The sequence below is a fragment of the Sphingomonas phyllosphaerae genome (genome assembly GCF_029623345.1).
GTDB classification, from domain to species: Bacteria; Pseudomonadota; Alphaproteobacteria; order Sphingomonadales; family Sphingomonadaceae; genus Sphingomonas; species Sphingomonas phyllosphaerae_C.
Genome location: NZ_JAPYKH010000003.1, coordinates 74,297 through 90,012, shown reverse-complemented (window position 1 = coordinate 90,012; position 15,716 = coordinate 74,297). Strand labels below are relative to the sequence as shown.

The 15,716-nt window shown below is 69.8% G+C and carries 17 protein-coding genes and 1 tRNA gene; 11 read left to right on the top strand and 7 right to left on the bottom strand.

Annotation, left to right across the window (positions count from 1 at the left end; genetic code table 11):
• The first annotated feature begins 39 nt into the window (after window positions 1-39).
• The gene (locus tag QBJ89_RS04000; protein WP_277979253.1) at window positions 40-1,392 is read left to right on the top strand and encodes a lipopolysaccharide biosynthesis protein; all 1,353 of its coding nucleotides are present in this window, start codon (window positions 40-42) and stop codon (window positions 1,390-1,392) included.
• Window positions 1,393-1,431: 39 nt separating this feature from the next.
• On the opposite strand, the gene QBJ89_RS03995 is transcribed toward QBJ89_RS04000, so the two are convergent.
• Window positions 1,432-2,442, bottom strand: coding sequence for a polyprenyl synthetase family protein (locus tag QBJ89_RS03995; protein WP_277979252.1), 1,011 nt, complete (start codon window positions 2,440-2,442; stop codon window positions 1,432-1,434).
• A 101-nt stretch (window positions 2,443-2,543) separates the two neighbouring features.
• On the opposite strand from QBJ89_RS03995, the gene QBJ89_RS03990 reads away from it, so the two are divergent.
• Window positions 2,544-2,825 carry a chorismate mutase gene (locus tag QBJ89_RS03990; RefSeq protein WP_277979429.1) on the top strand — a complete coding sequence of 94 codons (282 nt, stop codon included), beginning with the start codon at window positions 2,544-2,546 and terminating at the stop codon, window positions 2,823-2,825.
• Window positions 2,826-2,831: 6 nt separating this feature from the next.
• On the opposite strand, the gene QBJ89_RS03985 is transcribed toward QBJ89_RS03990, so the two are convergent.
• The gene (locus QBJ89_RS03985; protein WP_277979251.1) at window positions 2,832-3,347 is read right to left on the bottom strand and encodes a GAF domain-containing protein; all 516 of its coding nucleotides are present in this window, start codon (window positions 3,345-3,347) and stop codon (window positions 2,832-2,834) included.
• Window positions 3,348-3,525: 178 nt separating this feature from the next.
• Here QBJ89_RS03985 and QBJ89_RS03980 point away from each other — a divergent pair, with 178 nt between their 5' ends.
• A complete protein-coding gene (locus QBJ89_RS03980; protein ID WP_277979250.1) occupies window positions 3,526-4,479 on the top strand; it encodes a cation diffusion facilitator family transporter in 954 nt (317 codons plus the stop codon).
• Entirely contained in the window at window positions 4,476-5,117 is a 642-nt protein-coding gene (locus QBJ89_RS03975; RefSeq protein WP_277979249.1) for a hypothetical protein, read from the top strand. Before QBJ89_RS03980 ends, QBJ89_RS03975 begins: the two co-directional genes overlap by 4 nt.
• 7 nt (window positions 5,118-5,124) lie before the next feature.
• On the opposite strand, the gene QBJ89_RS03970 is transcribed toward QBJ89_RS03975, so the two are convergent.
• On the bottom strand, window positions 5,125-5,751 hold the full coding sequence (locus QBJ89_RS03970; protein ID WP_277979248.1) for a DUF4893 domain-containing protein: 627 nt from the start codon (window positions 5,749-5,751) through the stop codon (window positions 5,125-5,127).
• Window positions 5,748-6,533, bottom strand: a complete 786-nt coding sequence (locus QBJ89_RS03965; RefSeq protein ID WP_277979247.1) for a 3-hydroxybutyrate dehydrogenase — start codon at window positions 6,531-6,533, stop codon at window positions 5,748-5,750. The genes QBJ89_RS03970 and QBJ89_RS03965 overlap by 4 nt, the downstream gene beginning before the upstream one ends.
• Before the next feature lie 114 nt (window positions 6,534-6,647).
• On the opposite strand from QBJ89_RS03965, the gene ypfJ reads away from it, so the two are divergent.
• The 3 genes from ypfJ (at window position 6,648) to QBJ89_RS03950 (ending at window position 10,607) form a co-directional block, all read left to right on the top strand.
• The gene (ypfJ, locus tag QBJ89_RS03960; RefSeq protein ID WP_277979246.1) at window positions 6,648-7,559 is read left to right on the top strand and encodes a KPN_02809 family neutral zinc metallopeptidase; all 912 of its coding nucleotides are present in this window, start codon (window positions 6,648-6,650) and stop codon (window positions 7,557-7,559) included.
• 133 nt (window positions 7,560-7,692) lie between these two features.
• Complete coding sequence (locus QBJ89_RS03955) at window positions 7,693-9,456, top strand: methyl-accepting chemotaxis protein (RefSeq protein WP_277979428.1); 1,764 nt, start codon at window positions 7,693-7,695, stop codon at window positions 9,454-9,456.
• A gap of 86 nt (window positions 9,457-9,542) precedes the next feature.
• On the top strand, window positions 9,543-10,607 hold the full coding sequence (locus tag QBJ89_RS03950) for a hypothetical protein (protein ID WP_277979245.1): 1,065 nt from the start codon (window positions 9,543-9,545) through the stop codon (window positions 10,605-10,607).
• A gap of 150 nt (window positions 10,608-10,757) precedes the next feature.
• Here QBJ89_RS03950 and QBJ89_RS03945 read toward each other — a convergent pair whose 3' ends face one another.
• On the bottom strand, window positions 10,758-12,089 hold the full coding sequence (locus QBJ89_RS03945; protein WP_277979244.1) for a DUF2171 domain-containing protein: 1,332 nt from the start codon (window positions 12,087-12,089) through the stop codon (window positions 10,758-10,760).
• A gap of 237 nt (window positions 12,090-12,326) precedes the next feature.
• On the opposite strand from QBJ89_RS03945, the gene QBJ89_RS03940 reads away from it, so the two are divergent.
• From QBJ89_RS03940 to QBJ89_RS03925, 4 genes are all read left to right on the top strand, one after another.
• Window positions 12,327-12,402 (top strand) — tRNA-Ala (locus tag QBJ89_RS03940).
• Between the two features lie 53 nt (window positions 12,403-12,455).
• Window positions 12,456-13,220 carry an NUDIX domain-containing protein gene (locus QBJ89_RS03935; RefSeq protein WP_277979243.1) on the top strand — a complete coding sequence of 255 codons (765 nt, stop codon included), beginning with the start codon at window positions 12,456-12,458 and terminating at the stop codon, window positions 13,218-13,220.
• Between the two features lie 83 nt (window positions 13,221-13,303).
• The gene (locus tag QBJ89_RS03930; protein WP_277979427.1) at window positions 13,304-13,972 is read left to right on the top strand and encodes an extensin family protein; all 669 of its coding nucleotides are present in this window, start codon (window positions 13,304-13,306) and stop codon (window positions 13,970-13,972) included.
• Between the two features lie 88 nt (window positions 13,973-14,060).
• Window positions 14,061-14,396 carry a barstar family protein gene (locus QBJ89_RS03925; protein ID WP_277979242.1) on the top strand — a complete coding sequence of 112 codons (336 nt, stop codon included), beginning with the start codon at window positions 14,061-14,063 and terminating at the stop codon, window positions 14,394-14,396.
• 6 nt (window positions 14,397-14,402) lie between these two features.
• Here the strand turns inward: QBJ89_RS03925 and QBJ89_RS03920 are convergent, their stop codons facing one another.
• Both QBJ89_RS03920 and QBJ89_RS03915 read right to left on the bottom strand, forming a co-directional pair.
• Window positions 14,403-14,954, bottom strand: coding sequence for a hypothetical protein (locus QBJ89_RS03920; RefSeq protein WP_277979241.1), 552 nt, complete (start codon window positions 14,952-14,954; stop codon window positions 14,403-14,405).
• A 397-nt stretch (window positions 14,955-15,351) separates the two neighbouring features.
• Window positions 15,352-15,645 carry a hypothetical protein gene (locus tag QBJ89_RS03915; protein ID WP_277979240.1) on the bottom strand — a complete coding sequence of 98 codons (294 nt, stop codon included), beginning with the start codon at window positions 15,643-15,645 and terminating at the stop codon, window positions 15,352-15,354.
• Window positions 15,646-15,716 lie beyond the last annotated feature (71 nt).

Here is a 15,716-nt window from a genome sequence, read left to right as displayed (position 1 = left end):
ACAGGTCCGCACGAGGGGGCAGATGTGGCGGGTGAGCGGTTGAGGACGGCGGCGACGTGGGCGCTTACACCGGCGCGGTGGCGCGCGCTGCTGGGCGAACGGCGCGTCCGCGCGGTCGGGCATCTGCTCACCGGCACCGCGGCGACGGTGGGGATCACGCTGATCACGGTCGGGCTGGCGGCGCGCGCGCTCGGCCCGGCCGGCTATGGCGTGCTCGCGCTGGTGCTGACGCTCGGCCAGGCGTGCGAGCGACTGCTCAGCTTCCAATCATGGCAGCCGCTGATCCGCTACGGCGCCGCGCTCGACTCGCCGGAGCATGAAGCGGACTATCGCAGCCTGCTCAAGTTCGGGCTGCTGCTCGACCTGGGCGGCGGCGCGCTCGCCTGGGCGGTGGCGAGCCTGCTGGTGCTGGCGGGACGGCTGCTGTTCCACCTCGACGGCGGCACGGTGCTACTCGCGCTCGCCTATATGGTTTCGCTGCTGTTCAACCTGAACGGCATCAGCACCGCCATCTTCCGCCTGACCGGTCAGTTCCGGCTCGTTGCGCGGGTGCAGGTAATCAACGCGATCGTCCGGCTCGCCTGCGTCGCCGCGGCCTATGCGGCCGGCGCCGGGCTGGCGAGCTTCGTGCTGATCTGGGCGGTGACCCAGGCGCTCGGCTCGCTGGCAAATTTCATGACCGCCTGGTGGCTGCTGCGGCGGACCGGACGCCACCGGCTGTGGCGCGCCTCGCTCGCCGGGCTGCGCGAGCGTTTCCCGGGGCTGTGGCGTTTCGCGCTCGGCTCCAACCTGTCGCTCAGTCTCTGGGCCAGCGCGCAGCAGGTCGACACCTTGCTGGTCGGCTGGCTCGCCGACCCGGTCTCCGCGGGGCTCTTCCACATCGCCAAGCGGATCAGCCGCGTCGTCCAGCAGGTCGGCAGCCAGGTCGAATCGGTGGTCTACCCCGATCTGAGCCGGCTTGCGGCGACCGGCGAGCAGCGCCAGTTCAACCGCGTATTGTTGCAGACCGAGGCGATTCTGGCGGCGTTCGGCGGCGCCTGCTTCCTCGGCGCGCTGCTGCTCGCGCCGACGCTGCTGCGGCTCGCCGCCGGCCCCGGATTTGCGGCCGCGGCGCCGCTGCTGACGGTGCAGATCCTGGCGGTGTCGCTGACGATCAGCGGGGCGGCGAGCCGTGCGGCGCTGCTCGCCAAGGGGGCGCAGTCGGCGGTGCTGCGCGTCGTCGGCGCCGCAACTGCGACCTTCTATCTCACCGCGCCCTTCCTGGTGCTGTGGATCGGCGCCATGGGCGCCAATGTCGCGCACGTGCTGTTCGGCACGGTGTGGCTCGCGGGGTTGACGCTGTCGCTACGGCGCCTGCCGCGTCAAACGATCGGGGCGGCGGCGGCGGTATGAGAGGTCGGTCCTGAGCGCTCCCCTCCCCCAAGCCACGGCTCAGTAGGCGCGCGCGACCGCGAACTCGACCGCCTCGATCATCGAGTCTTTCGCGGCGCTCGCCGGAAAGAGCGCGAGCGAGTCGATGGCGAGCTGACCGTAGTGGCGCGCGCGCGCGAAGGTGTCGTCCACCGCGCGCGACTGCCGCACCAGCGCGACCGCCTGGGCGAACTCCTCGTCGCCCGCGCGGCGACCGGATACGGCGTCGCGCCAGAAAGCGCGCTCGTCCTCGCCACCGCGGGCGTAGGCCAGGATCACCGGCAGGGTCATCTTGCCCTCGCGGAAGTCGTCGCCCGCGTCCTTGCCCATCGTTCCCGAATCGCTGGTGTAATCGATCGCGTCGTCAACCAGCTGGAAGGCGATGCCGAGATTACGGCCGTAGGAGTCGAGCGCCGCCTCCTCCACCTCGCCACGATCGGCCACCACCGCGGCGATGCGGCAGGCGGCGGCGAACAGCGCCGCGGTCTTGGCGCCGATGATGTCGAGGTAGCGCTCCTCGCCCAGGTCGATCCGACGCACCGCGGTGAGCTGGTTGACCTCGCCCTCGGCAATCACCGCGCTGGCGTTGGACAGGATCTCGAGCGCGCGCAGGCTGCCGCCCTCGACCATCAGCTCGAACGAGCGCGAGAACAGGAAGTCGCCGACCAGCACGCTGGCAGGATTGCCCCAGATGATATTGGCGGTACGCTTGCCGCGGCGCAGATCGGAGCCGTCGACCACATCGTCGTGGAGCAGGGTGGCGGTGTGGATGAACTCCACCGCCGCGGCGAGCAGATGGTGGCGCGTCCCGCCATAGCCCAGCAGCCGCGCCCCCGCGAGCGTCAGCATCGGCCGCAGCCGCTTGCCGCCGCCTGCGATCAGATGCCCCGCCAGCTCGGGGATCAGCGGGATCTCCGAGCGCATGCGGTCGACGATCACGCGATTGACCGCCGCCATGTCCTCGGCGACCAGATCGATCATCGGATCGAGCGACGGCGACGTGCCGGCGAGACGGTGGAGAGTGGCGCTCATCTACGCTCGCCCTTAGGAGGTCGCACGCGCGCAACGCAAGCGCGGGCTTGCTGTTCGTCATCTCCATCAGCATGGAGACCGCGCACGCGAGGGAGCCAGCGATGACCGACGACGTCCTGAAACGCTACCGCAAGAGCATCGACAATATCGATGCCGCTTTGGTCTGCCTGCTCGCCGAGCGCTTCAAGATCACCCAGGCGGTCGGCGAGCACAAGGCCATCGCGGGCCTGCCCGCGGCCGATCCGGGGCGTGAGGAGGCGCAGATTGCGCGGCTGCGCCGGCTCAGCGAGGAAGCCGAGCTCGATCCCGAATTTTCCGAAAAATTCCTTCGCTTCATCATCGACGAGGTGATCCGCCACCACCGCGCCGCGCAGCAGGGCTGAACCAGCTCAGCGCGCCTGAATGCGCTCCAGGCGCGCCATCACCATGCCGGCCTGGCGGCGGAGATAACCGCGATCGCTGGTGGAGAAACGCTCGCGCGGCGCCCGGTCAAACACACATAGGGTGCCGAGCGGCAAGCCCGCCGCGGCGAGCAGCGGCGCGGCGGCGTAGAAGCGCAGCGAGTCGCGCTCGGTCAGCGCAGGGTTGCCGGCGAAACGCTCGTCCGCGGCGATGTCGGCGACGTGGAACACCTCGCCCGGCGATAGGATGGCGTGACCGCATAGCGAGCTGCGGCGGCTGTAGGCGCCCGGAGCGTATCCCGCCGCGGCGATAATATAATGCCAGTCCTTGTAGACGATCGACACCGCCGCGGCGTGGGTCTGCAGCGTCTCGCGCACGTCCTCGACCAGCGACTGGAGCGCGCCGTCCTCACGGACGCCGAGCGCGCCCGACCCTTCGACCAGGCGTTCGCGCGCCGGCTCGTCGGACGGCACTGACGCCGGCTCGTAGACGGTGATCCCCATGTAATCCTGCTGCCCTACCGCGGAAGGGGGTGTGTAGCGCGGGATTGATGAAGGACGCGCTTACATCGCCTCCGAAACGACAGTGATTACGTCACTTGTCGCTCGGACGTGGCACCTTGTCGCGCTCGCGCGTTGGCGGCATCACCGACGCATCCGGCGCCGGCTCCGAGGAGACTGCATGGTCACGCTTGCCGCGCGGGTGCGCGAGAATATCGTCCTGTACGGCGCGCTCGCCGCCAATGTCGGTATTGCGATCGCCAAGTTTATCGCGGCCGGGATATCGGGCTCGTCGTCGATGCTGACCGAGGGGGTCCACTCGCTGGTCGATAGCGGCAACCAGATCCTGCTGCTCTACGGCCAGAGCAAGGCGCGTCGCGCGCCGGACGCCGCGCACCCGTTCGGCTACGGGCGCGAGCTGTACTTCTGGTCGTTCGTGGTGGCGATCCTGATCTTCGCGGTCGGCGCGGGCGTGTCGATCTACGAGGGCTGGAAGCACTGGCGTGAGCCCGAGCCGCTCGCCGATCCGGTGCTCAACTATATCGTGCTGGCGATCGCCTTCGCGCTGGAGGGCACCTCCTGGTTCATCGCGATGCGTGAATTCGGCGCATCTAAGGGCGACACCGGTTGGTGGCGCGCCATTCGCGAGTCGAAGGATCCGCCGGGCTTCATGGTGCTGTTCGAGGACTCGGCCGCGTTGGCCGGGCTCCTCATCGCCGGGATCGGCGTCTGGGCGAGCCACGCCTATGCCGACCCGCGGATCGACGGCCTCGCCTCGATCGCGATCGGCCTGATTCTGGCTTTGGTCGCGGTGCTGCTCGCGCGCGAGAGCAAGGGCCTGCTGATCGGCGAGCGGGCCGATCCGGCGGTTGTCGCGACGGTGCGCGCCGTGGTGGAACGCCAGCCCGGCGTCACCGCGGTGAACCATGTCCGTACGATCCACACCGCGCCCGACAGCATCTTCGTCGCGATCAGCGCCGACTTCGACGACTCGCTCACCATGGGCGAGGGCGAGCGGATGATCGAAGCGATCGAGGACCAGCTGCGCGCGGCCGAACCGCGGCTCTCCTCGATCTACATTCGGCCGGAGCGGCGCGAGGATGCCGCTGCGCTGTCCGCCGAAGTGCGCCCGTGATCGGCCGGTCGCTCGCCACGCTGGTGGCGCTGCTGCTCGCGCTCGCCGCCTGGCCGGCGCAGGCGGCAGTGACGATGACGTTCTGGAGCCGCGATTTCGGTAACTATTTCCCGCACGCCTTCGTCCAGCTGCGCGGCACGCTCGACGCCGGCGGGGCTCCCGTCGACGCGAGCTACGGCTTCACCGCACGCTCGGTCACGCCTGCGCTGCTGTTCGGCAACGTCGCCGGGCTAATCGAGCGGCCCAAGCTCAGCTACATGGAGGGCAGCAAGGTGCGCTTCGCGGTGACGCTAAGCGACGCGCATTACGCCGCGGTGCTGGCACTGGTGCGCGAATGGGACGCGACGACCGGCGACTCGACCTACAATCTCGGCAAGCGCAACTGCGTCACCTTCGTGCGCGAGGCGGCGCGGCGGGCCGGACTGGCGACGGTCGACTTCCCCAAGCTGATGAAGAAGCCGACGAGCTTTCTCCGCGCCGTAGCGGCGGCCAACGCGGCACACATCCGCGTGATCGAACAGGACGGAAAGGCCTACTTCGCTGAGCACCCGCCGCTGGAGGGCGTCGTGCCGGTTAAGGCGCCCGTGTCGACGCCGGGCACGCTGCCGGGGAAGAAGCCGGACGGGACCGAGAAGTAGCGGCGCCCTATCCCGCGGGCACCAGCTCCACCACGTCGAGCAGCGACTCGAACGCCGGCTGCGGCAGCGCCATGCGCCAGCGGGCGGGGCCGATCCGCTCGACCCAGCCGGCCAGGTCGCGCGCCGGCTCGCGGCCGTAAGGGTAAGGCCTCGCCTCGTCGCCGAGGATCATGACCCCTAAGAAGACCGCGCGCAGCCCGTTGTCGGCGAAGATCACCCCGGTCGGGCGCTGCGAGCCGGACAATTTCTCGAGCCGCAGCAACCCGCCCTCACCGGCCGCGACGCGGCAGGGAAAGGGTGGATAGTCGACATAGTCGCGCTGCCCCGGCTGCCGCGCGCCGAGCTTGTACACGCGGCAGCTGTAATTTCCGGCCGGCGGGATCGGCTGATCCAGCGCGCGGTCATAGTCGAACAACGCGCCCTGCGCGGCAATCGACTCGGGTGCGGCGCGGCGCGCGGCGGTCAGCGCGCGCTGCCAGGTCTGGCGCCACGAGCGCAGCCGCTCGCGGTCGCTCGGCGTCGCGACGCGGCGCCAGTCGCCGCCGACGGCGACCGGGATCAGCAGCGGCGCCGCGCTGTTGCCGCAGCCGAAGAGCACGGCGGCGGCGAGCGCGAGCGCGCTGGTGCGCCTCACGCCGCAGTCCAGCCACCGTCGACCGACAAATTGGCACCCGTCATCGCGCTGGCCGCGTCGCCACACAGGAAGAGGACCAGCGCGGCGACCTGCTCCGAGGTGACGAACTGCTTGGTCGGCTGCGCCGCGAGCAGCACGTCGTCGATCACCTGCTCGCGCGTCAGCCCGCGCGCCGCCATGGTCGCGGGGATCTGCTGCTCCACCAGCGGCGTCCAGACATAGCCGGGCGAGACGCAATTGGCGGTGATGCCGTCGGCCGCGGTTTCCAGCGCGACCGTCTTGGTCAGCCCGACCAGTCCGTGCTTGGCGGCGACATAGGCGGACTTGTTGGGGCTCGCGACTAGACTGTGCGCCGAGCCGGTCGAGACGATGCGACCCCAGCCGCGCGCGCGCATGTACGGCACCGCGGCGCGCATGGCGTGAAAGGCGCTGCTCAGGTTGATCGCGAGGATAGCGTCCCATTTCTCCGCAGGAAAGTCGGCGATCGGCGAGACGAACTGGATCCCGGCGTTGTTAACGAGAATGTCCGGCCCGCCCCAGGCGTCATGAGCGCGCCGGATCATCGCAGCAATCTCCTCGGGACGGGTCATGTCGGCGGGGTCGTGCAGCGCTTGGGCACCGCTCGCCAACGTGAGCTCGGCAAGCGCGGTCGCGATCGCTTCCTCCTCGCCGAAGCCATTGATCATCACCTGAGCACCCTGAGCGGCGAGCGCATGCGCGATCGCGAGGCCGATGCCCGAGGTAGACCCGGTCACCACGGCGCTCTTACCTGTCAGGATCATCCGCTCGTCTCCTCTGACTGCCCCCATCGGTGAGCCGACACGCGCTTGCAACCCGCCAGCCCCTGAACGCATTCATGCCGTGACGGAAACGAAACGCCTGGGGGGACCCGATCGATGCGGCTCGACGATTATGATAACGACATCAATGTCGGCGAGGCGCGCGGCGGCGGTGGGCTCGGCGGCGGCGGCGGTGGCGGTGGCCTGCTCCTCGGCCTGCTGCCGCTGATCGGCAGCCGCTTTGGCTGCGGCGGCATCGTCGTCGTGCTGCTGCTGCTCGCCGTGTTCGGCGGGCTTGGCAACCTCGGCGGTCTGCTCAGCGGGGGCGGCACGACCTCGGCGCCGACCGCGCGGGTCGGCACCTCGGAGGGAGGCGGCGTTCGTCAGATCTGCGACGCCTCGCCGCAGCGGCGCGAGACCTGCCAAGCGTTCAGCAACGCGCAGAACACCTGGGAGCAGATCTTCGCCAAGGTAGGGCAGCGCTTCAGCCCGCCGATGCTGCGCTTCTTCAACGGCAGCGGGCAGTCCGGATGCGGCCAAGCGATGTCGGCAATGGGTCCGTTCTACTGTCCGACCGACAACGGCATCTATCTCGATACCGAATTCTTCGACGAACTCACCAGCCGTTTCAAGGCACCCGGCGATTTCGCGCAATATTACGTAATCGCGCACGAGTTCGGCCATCATATCCAGAAGCTGCTCGGTACCTCCGATCAGGTGCAGAAGGCTCAGGCGCGCGGCGGCGAGCGCGAGGGCAATGCGCTGTCGGTACGGCTCGAACTCCAGGCCGACTGTTACGCCGGCGTGTGGGCGGCGCAGAACCGCCAGCGGCTCGATCCGGGCGACGTCGAAGAGGGCATGCGCGCCGCGCAGGCGATCGGCGACGACACGCTCCAGAAGGAAGCGCAGGGTCGCGTCGTCCCAGACAGCTTCACCCACGGCACCTCGGCGCAGCGCCAGTCGTGGCTGCGACGTGGGATGGAGAGCGGTGATCCGGCACAGTGCGACACCTTCTCGGGAGCGATCTGAGCGAGCGCCGCCCTTCCCTCGGCCCGCCGCTCCTCACCCAGGTTAGTAGCCGCATTTTAAGCATTCTCGATCACGTACCGCGAAGATCGGCGCGCGCGACGCGCCTCCAGCTGAACGAAGATCGGGCGTGTACATGCGAGCAGTGGCGAAGACGCTGGTGGGGCGGAGCCTGTCCGCCAAGGTGACGATGCTGATCGTGCTGTCGCTCGGTCTGCTCGCGCTGGTGACCGCCGGCGTCACCGCGACGATCCTCGGCGCCAACGCCGAGCAGCGCGCCACCGAGCGCCAGGAAGCGAACATGCGCGTCGCATGGGACGTACTCCGCCGCTACGGCCGCGCCGCCCACATCGAGGGCGACGCGCTGATGATGGGCGCGCACGCGCTCAACGGCGACAATGACGCGGTCGACCATGTCAAGTCGCTGGTCGGCGGCACCGCCACGATCTTCCGCGGCGACACACGCGTCGCCACCAACGTCAAGAACCCCGATGGCACCCGCGCGGTCGGCACCACGCTCACCAGCCAGGCGGTACGCGACGCGGTGCTGCGCGACGGCAAGCCCTATCGCGGCCGCGCCGACATCCTCGGCACGCCGTTCTTCACCGCCTATGACCCGATCACCGACGCCGGCGGAAAGGTCATCGGCGTGCTGTACGTCGGGATCCCCGCGGCGCAGTTCCTCGCCGACCTGCACGAGGTGCAGCTCAGCATCGCGCTCGCCGCGCTCCTCGTCACCGTCGCGGCGGCGCTGGCGTGCCTCGCCGTGACGCGGCGCATGTTCCGCCCGCTGGGCGAGATGCGCGGCGCGATGGAGCAGCTCGCGCGCGGGCAGCTTCAGGTCACCGTACCCGGCCTCAATCGCGGCGATGAGATCGGGACCATGGCCAAGTCGGTCAGCGTGTTCCGTGAGGGCGCCTTGGCCAAGGCGCGCGCCGATGCAGAGCAGCGCGAGGTCGTCGAGACGCTCGCGCGCCACCTCGCCGCACTCGCCGCCGGGCAGCTCACCGCGCGGATCGAGGGCACCTTCCCCGACGGCTATGAGCGGCTCCGCGCCGACTATAACAATGCGCTTGACGAGATCCGCGGCGCGATCGGCGCGATCCGCGACGGCAGCGCCGCAGTGCACGGCCACACCGCCGAATTGAGCCAGGCGTCCGACGACCTCTCGCGCCGGACCGAGCACCAAGCCGCCAGTCTCGAGGAAACGTCGGCGGCGATGAGCGAGATCGCCGGCACGATGCGCCAAGCCGCCGACGGCGCGTCCAAGGCGCATGAGGCGATGGAGACGGTCCACGACGAGGCGCAGCGCGGCGGTGCGGTGGTGCGCGACGCGGTCGCGGCGATGGGGCGGCTGGAGCAGGCCTCGGCCGAGATCGGCGCGATCATCGCGGTGATCGACGCGATCGCCTTTCAGACCAATCTGCTGGCGCTCAACGCCGGGGTCGAGGCGGCGCGCGCCGGCGATGCGGGCAAGGGTTTTGCGGTGGTCGCCAGCGAGGTGCGCGCGCTCGCCGCGCGCTGTGCCGATGCCGCGACCGACGTGCGTCAGCGCATCACGCAGAGCGGCGAGCAGGTCGATGCCAGCGTCCGCCTCGTCAACGAGACCGGCGCCGCGCTGGAGCGGATCACCGGGCAGATCGGCGCGATCGGCGGCCTAGTGGCGGAAATCGCGACCTCGGCCCGCGCGCAGGCCAGCGGGCTCGACCAGATCGACGTGGCGCTCAACCAGATCGACGGGGTGACTCAGCAGAACGCCGCGATGGTGGAGGAGATCACCGCGGTCTCGCGCAACCTCGAGAGCGAAGCCGACTCGCTCACGCAAGAAGTGGCGCGCTTCGACCTCGACGCACGCGCGCTCGTCCGTGGCGAGGCACCGCGCCGCGCGCTCGCAGCCTGACCCGATCTGGATGGAATGGTGGTGACGCGCGTCGTGCGCGAGCGCTAGACTGGTCCCTAGCGGGACCAACCCGCACGGGGCGGGGCATGCGGACGATCCGGGGAGTAATGCTGGCGCTGGCGGCGACGATGGCCAGCCCCGCGACCGCCGCGCCGCGGACGCTCGCCGTGCCTGCGGACAAGGGCTGGATGCACGCGCAGACCCGCGTCGTGCTGCGCCCGCAGGTCGCCGGCATGAGCCGCTTGTCGCTGACCGACTCGACCACCACTGAGCACGACGTCACCGCTCAGTTCGCGAGCGCCGACCACGCCACTCTCGCTACCCTGTACCTGTTCCACTCGGCGGTGCCCGAGGTGTCGGTGTGGTTCGATCGCGCCCGCGCCACGCTCGAGGCGCGCGACCTTTTCCGCCACGCCGCGCCGGCGAGTGAGGCGCCGATCGCTTTCGCCGCGAGCGGCACCACAACCGCGGGACTGCGCCAGACGTATGCGATCGTCGACGGCCCCAATCGGAGCACCGCGCTGGCGGTGATGCCGCTCGGCGAGTGGCTCGTGGTGCTGCGGATGACGAGCCGCGGCAACAGCGCCGCGCTCGATCGTCAGCTCACCGACTTTGTCGCCGCGCTCGGCCTTCCCGCGGCGTCCGCAGCGCGTCCCGCCACGCCGATCGCCGCCTGCCCCAGCACACTCGCCTACGGCAAGGCGAAGATGGTCAAGCCGGAGCCCACCGATCTGCTGCTCTCCCTCATCGGTACGATAGCGGCGGAAGAGAAGACGTCTGAGGCCGTGCCTGCCCCCGCTTCCTCACGCCCATGGTGCCGCGAGGGCGAGCCCGGCAACGGCTATGCCGCCTACCGCCATGATGACGAGACCGACGGCTATGCGGTGGCGCTCCACGACGCCGGGCGGATCGCCTGGACGCGGCTGAGCGTCGCCTCCCAGTTCGCCGCACAGCAGACCGCCGGCGAGAAGTTGGTCACATCGGCCCGCTACGCCATAACGCTGAGTGACGTTGACGGGCGCACGCTCACGTTCCCGTCCTTCACCGCGCTGCCATCGCCCAAGCAAGTGTACGAGGATATCGCCAAGCAGCGGCCGCTCGGCAGCGCGCTTGGAAAGCAGGTGACGCTCGATGCCAAGGCGATCCGGTAGAGCGGGTCTTCAGCGCGCCAGCCGTGTCGCGCCACGATCCAAGCCCGACACTCTCGGCGAGCCCGAGCGCGCATAGAGAAGGCCCGGGCGTCGCCGCCCGGGGCCTCCGTGTCGTGCAGGTCACCGACCCGCACGCGCAGCCGTCTCGGTTCAGTAGGTGCCCGAGAAGCTACGGTTGAGATTGGTCGAGCCGGTGTCATCGCCGGTGGTCGCCGATCCCGATGCCGACGAGCCAGTGGTCGAGCCCGCGGCCGCCGCGCCGCTGCTCGACGTCGCGCTGGTGCCCGACGAGGTGCCGCGGCTCAGCGAACTGTCGCGCTGGCGGTCGCCGTTGTTACCGCGATCGCCGTAGCCGAACATCGCCTGGCTCTTCTCCTCGGTGCGCCAGTGCTGCTTGGCCTCGTCCGCCGTCTTGCTCAGCGTGACCTTCTTGTCCTCGACCGACTTGATCCAGCGCGACGGGATCGAGTGGTGCTGCCCACCCGCGTCGGCGTCGTTCTTGGTCAGCAGGATGCGGTCGCCGCGTACCTTGTCGACGGTCCCGACATGGCTGCCGTCCGAGCCGACCACCTCGTCATGCTCCTGCACCTTGTCGAGCGAATCGCGCTGGCCCTGACGCTCGGTCCGCCACGAGGCGAACTCGTTGTGGAACTTCGTCCGATTCTCCTGCCGATACTCGTCATAGTCGCGGTCGAACGACGCGATCTGGCTCGAACGCCAGCTGTGATAATCGCCGTCGCGATGGCGGTCGCCTTCGTCGCGCTGGTTGTCATAGCGCGCGTCGTAGCGGTTGTCGGCCTCGCGGCGGCGCTCGGCGTCCTCGTCGCCGAACCAGCTGCGGACCTCGTCGCCTGCGCGCGCCAGGAAGCCGCGCTCGTCATAGTCATAGCCCTGCGGCTGGCGACCATAATCGCGTCCGCCCTGCTGCCGGCCGCGATAGTTGTCGTCGTCGGCGTGACGGCGCGAGCCGACGTCCTCGAAACGACGCCCGTCCGAGCCATAGCTGCCGTGATACTCGGCGTTCTGACCTTGCTGGCCATAGCCGCGGCCCTGCGCCCGGTCGCCCTGCTGGCCATAACCGCGGCTGCCGTAATCCTGATTACCGTAGTCCTGGCGCTGGAAGCGGTCGCGGTCCTGGCCGTAACCGGACTGGCCGTATTGCTGCGCGCCGTAGCGGCCGCGGTCACCGCTGCCGAAGCCGCCCTCGCCATAGCCGCGATCGCCGTAGCTGCGGTCACCGCGATTGTCGTCGCGATAGCCGCTCGCATAGCCGGCGTTGCCGTACTCGCGGCGGCCATAGGAGCCGCGGTCGTCATCGTCGCGGTCGCGGTCGCGGTCCACCGCGGCGGCCTGGTAGTCGCGCGCACTCGAATAGCTCTGATTGCGGCCCGACCCATAGTCGCGACCATAGTCCTGAGTCTCACTGCGGCCGTAATAGTCGCCCTGAGGATTGGTACCGCGCGGATAGCGTTCGTAACCCATAATGGTTCTCCTGCGTGACACGTCGCGCGGCGCCTTGCGTCGTCGCGAGCGAGCAAACTGACAAGGATCAACCGGGCCGATCGTTCCTATCGTTGCGCCGGCGCAACAGCTTCTCGTCGCAGACGGCCAACGGTTCGCCCGCGCGACAGGATTTCTGAGGCATCGACAATTTCGTGTTGCGCCCCCCGAACACGCCGGCTAAGGGCGGCGCTCCCCGGCGATGCCAGGGAAGCGGGCGGGGCTGTAGCTCAGATGGGAGAGCGCTGCAATCGCACTGCAGAGGTCAGGGGTTCGATTCCCCTCAGCTCCACCACCCGCCCGATCGCTCCCCTGCTCCGCCGCTGAAGCGAACTCGCGGCGATGCGCATGACCGATCCGAACGATGCCGCGACGCTGCCACGGGCGATCCCCGCCGCGACGCTGATCGTGTTCCGCGACCGCGCGGGCTTGCCGCCCGAGCTGCTGCTGGTCGAGCGCTCACCGCGGCTCGCCTTCGCTCCCGGCGCCACCGTCTTCCCCGGCGGGCGGGTCGATCCCGGCGACGTGGCACTCGCCGAGATGCTCGGGCCGATCGCCCCGGTCGACGCCGCCGCGCGCATCGCTGCGATCCGCGAGACGATCGAGGAGACCGGCGTCGCGATCGGCGTGGCGGCGCCGCCGGGCGTCGACGCGATCCGCTCCGCCCTTCGCCATGGCGCGACACTAGGCGAGACGCTGGACGGCACCGCGCTCGACCTCGATCAGCTGGTGCCGTTCGCACACTGGCGTCCGCGCGAGCGCCACGCGCGCATGTTCGACGCGCTCTTCTATCTGGCGCGCCTGCCGGTCGACGCTCCCCCCGCCAGCGTCGACTCGACCGAGAACGTGCGGCTCGACTGGGCCGGCGCGCGCGAGACGCTCGACGCGGCCGCTCGCGGCGAGCGCACGCTGATCTTCCCGACCCGCCGCAACCTCGAGCGGCTGGCGCAGTTTGCCAGCTATGACGAAGCGGTGGCGCACGCGCGCGCCACGCCGGTGCGGCGGATCACGCCGTGGATCGAGCCGCGCGACGGAGTCGATTACCTCTGCATCCCCGACGATCTCGGCTATCCGATCACCGCCGAGCCGGTGGCAGCCGCGCGACGCGGCTGACCGCGGGCGCGCGCCTGCTTCGCGGGACGCGCCGCGCGCTCGCGACGGCGGTGGTGCTGGTGCTGCTCGCAGCGGCGGGGCTGATGGCGTGGAGCTACCTGCGCGGGCGCCCGCAGGACCTGCCCTGGGCACCGCTCGACCTCGGCCAGCCGATCGGCCTGTTCACCGGTCGCAAGCTCGCCGCGCTCGACGGCGAGCCGGCGCGCTGCGCCGCGCTGCTCGACCTGGCGGGCGTGCGGTACGCCACCGTATCGACACGGCGGCCGGCCGAGTCGCAGTGCGGCTATGACTCGGCGGTGCGCCTCGAGCGCGGTGGCGCGCGGCGGATCGCGCTGACCCCCGAAAGCGTCGCCGTCGCCTGCCCGGTCGCCGCGGCGCTGGCGATGTGGGAATGGGACGTGGTCGCGCCCGCCGCACAACGTCACTTCGGCGCGCGCGTCAGCCGGATCGAGCACCTCGGCAGCTACTCGTGCCGTCGCATGTACGGTCGCAGCAGCGGCGGCTGGAGCGAGCATGCCACCGCCAACGCGCTCGACGTCGCCGGCTTTCGACTCGACGACGGCACGCGCGTCAGCGTTCTGCGCGACTGGCGTGGCGGCGATGCCAAAGCGGCCTTCCTGCGCGACGTACGCGACGGCGCCTGTCGCGTGTTCGCAACGGTGCTCTCACCCGATTATAACGCGGCGCATCGTGATCACCTCCACCTTGATCAGGCCGCGCGCGGTGCGACGGGCTGGCGCGCGTGTCGGTAGAGCGGGGATTCCGCGATCGGAGTGGGTCGAGGTCGTCTATCGATCGGCGCGTCGGTTGTGATCGCTCTGCACGCCCGATGGCAGGCGCATGAAGCAATCCCTCACGCTGCGCCTTTATGCGCGCAAATGGGACTCGCGAGAAGCGATGTGGCGCCTGCTGCTCGATGCGCTCGGCGCACCCGAGTGGCACGGTGACAGCCTCGACGCACTGTACGACTCGTTGGTGGCGGGGCTCCATCGCGTGCGCCCGCCCCTGGTCGTGGAACTGGTCGGCGCGGCGCGTTGCCCGGCGGCGCTCGTAGCATATCTGACCCGCGTGCGCGCGGTGTTCGCCGACGCGGGCGCTGCCTTGGGTGCGCCGGTCGAGCTGCGCCTCACGCCCGTCCCGCCGCGATCGCGCCCCCCGACGCGACCACGGCGTTAGCAGGGCTCAGTTGGGCAGCGCGGTGACGTCGACCTTCTCGACCCAGGCCGGGAAGAAAGCGGGCTGCCGCGACGACCAGCCCGAGGCGGTCGCCGCCGCCTCGCTGATCGACTGAAGCAGCGCGCGGCGCAGCTCGGGATGGAGGTGCGGCATCGCGGCCGCCGCGCAGAAGGCAGAGGGCAGCCACGGCCGCACCTGCGCACCGACCAGCCGCTCGTAGAGGAAGCGATAGGCCGAGAAGGTGGTGATCCGTCCCTGCCCGAGATCGAAGGCGGAGAGCGTGACCAGCGGCGCGAGCAACTGCTCCGCCGCCTCGAGCCCGCTGTCGTCGGGCACCAGCGCGCGGATCGCGGGCAGTCGGCGGTAGTGGTGTGCCTGGGCGCGGATGCTCGCCGCCTCGACCACGTCGCGCGACCAGCGAGTCATGGCATCGTCGCGGTCGAGGCCGACGTCGAGGCTGCGCCGCACGTAGCGCTGCGTCGCCGCCGCGAAGCCCGCGAATTCCTTCATCTCGGCCAATGTCATCGAGCCCTCGGCCGGCTTTCTTCTGGCACCCATGATCCGTACCCCGCCCCAGCGTTTCAACCGGGAGGATCATGCGTGAAAAGGGTTAACGCAGCCCTTAACGCGCGTGCCTTCCGATTGTCATCAATCCATCACGATCTGTACCGCACCGCAACATGGATGCGACCAGCGGTTGTATCATGGCGGAAAAGACGCGAGGGGCGCGGCTTTCGAGCAACATTCGATCAGAGAACGTGGTTACCCGAAGTGGCGGGTCGGTCCAGAAAGGCACATGTCGCCAGGTGCGCACGAATGTCGCTTCGTGAAAACAACACGCTGAGTGGGAGGCGACGCGCTTCCCGCGACAGCCTCCCACCCGGGCCCCGGCGTGAGCCGGACCGACAACGATTTACGCGCGGGCGGCGAACGCTACGTCGCGCCCGTTACTTTCTCAAGCGTCGCGCTGACGCTCCGCTTCCTCCGCCTCGTCATAGCCCGACGAGGGCGCGGGATCGTTGCGGCCGGGTTGGGTTGCCGAGACCGGGTCAGAGGCGTCCATCGACTCGTCCAACCCCTGATCGACCTTCGCGTCGGCACTCTCAGGGTGCTTTTGCAGCCGCTTCTCGATCGAGCGATCCTGCCCGGCATCCTGGCGCGGGTCCTTCGATCCGCCCGCGTTACCAGCTTCGGGCGCCACCGAGAGGCTGTCGAGCGCGCGGTCGTCGATCGGGCTCTGGTCGGTCATGTCTCTCTCCTGTGATCCGGGCAACAGTCTGACACGCCCAACGCCGCGCCTACGGTGCGCGTTCCTGCGCG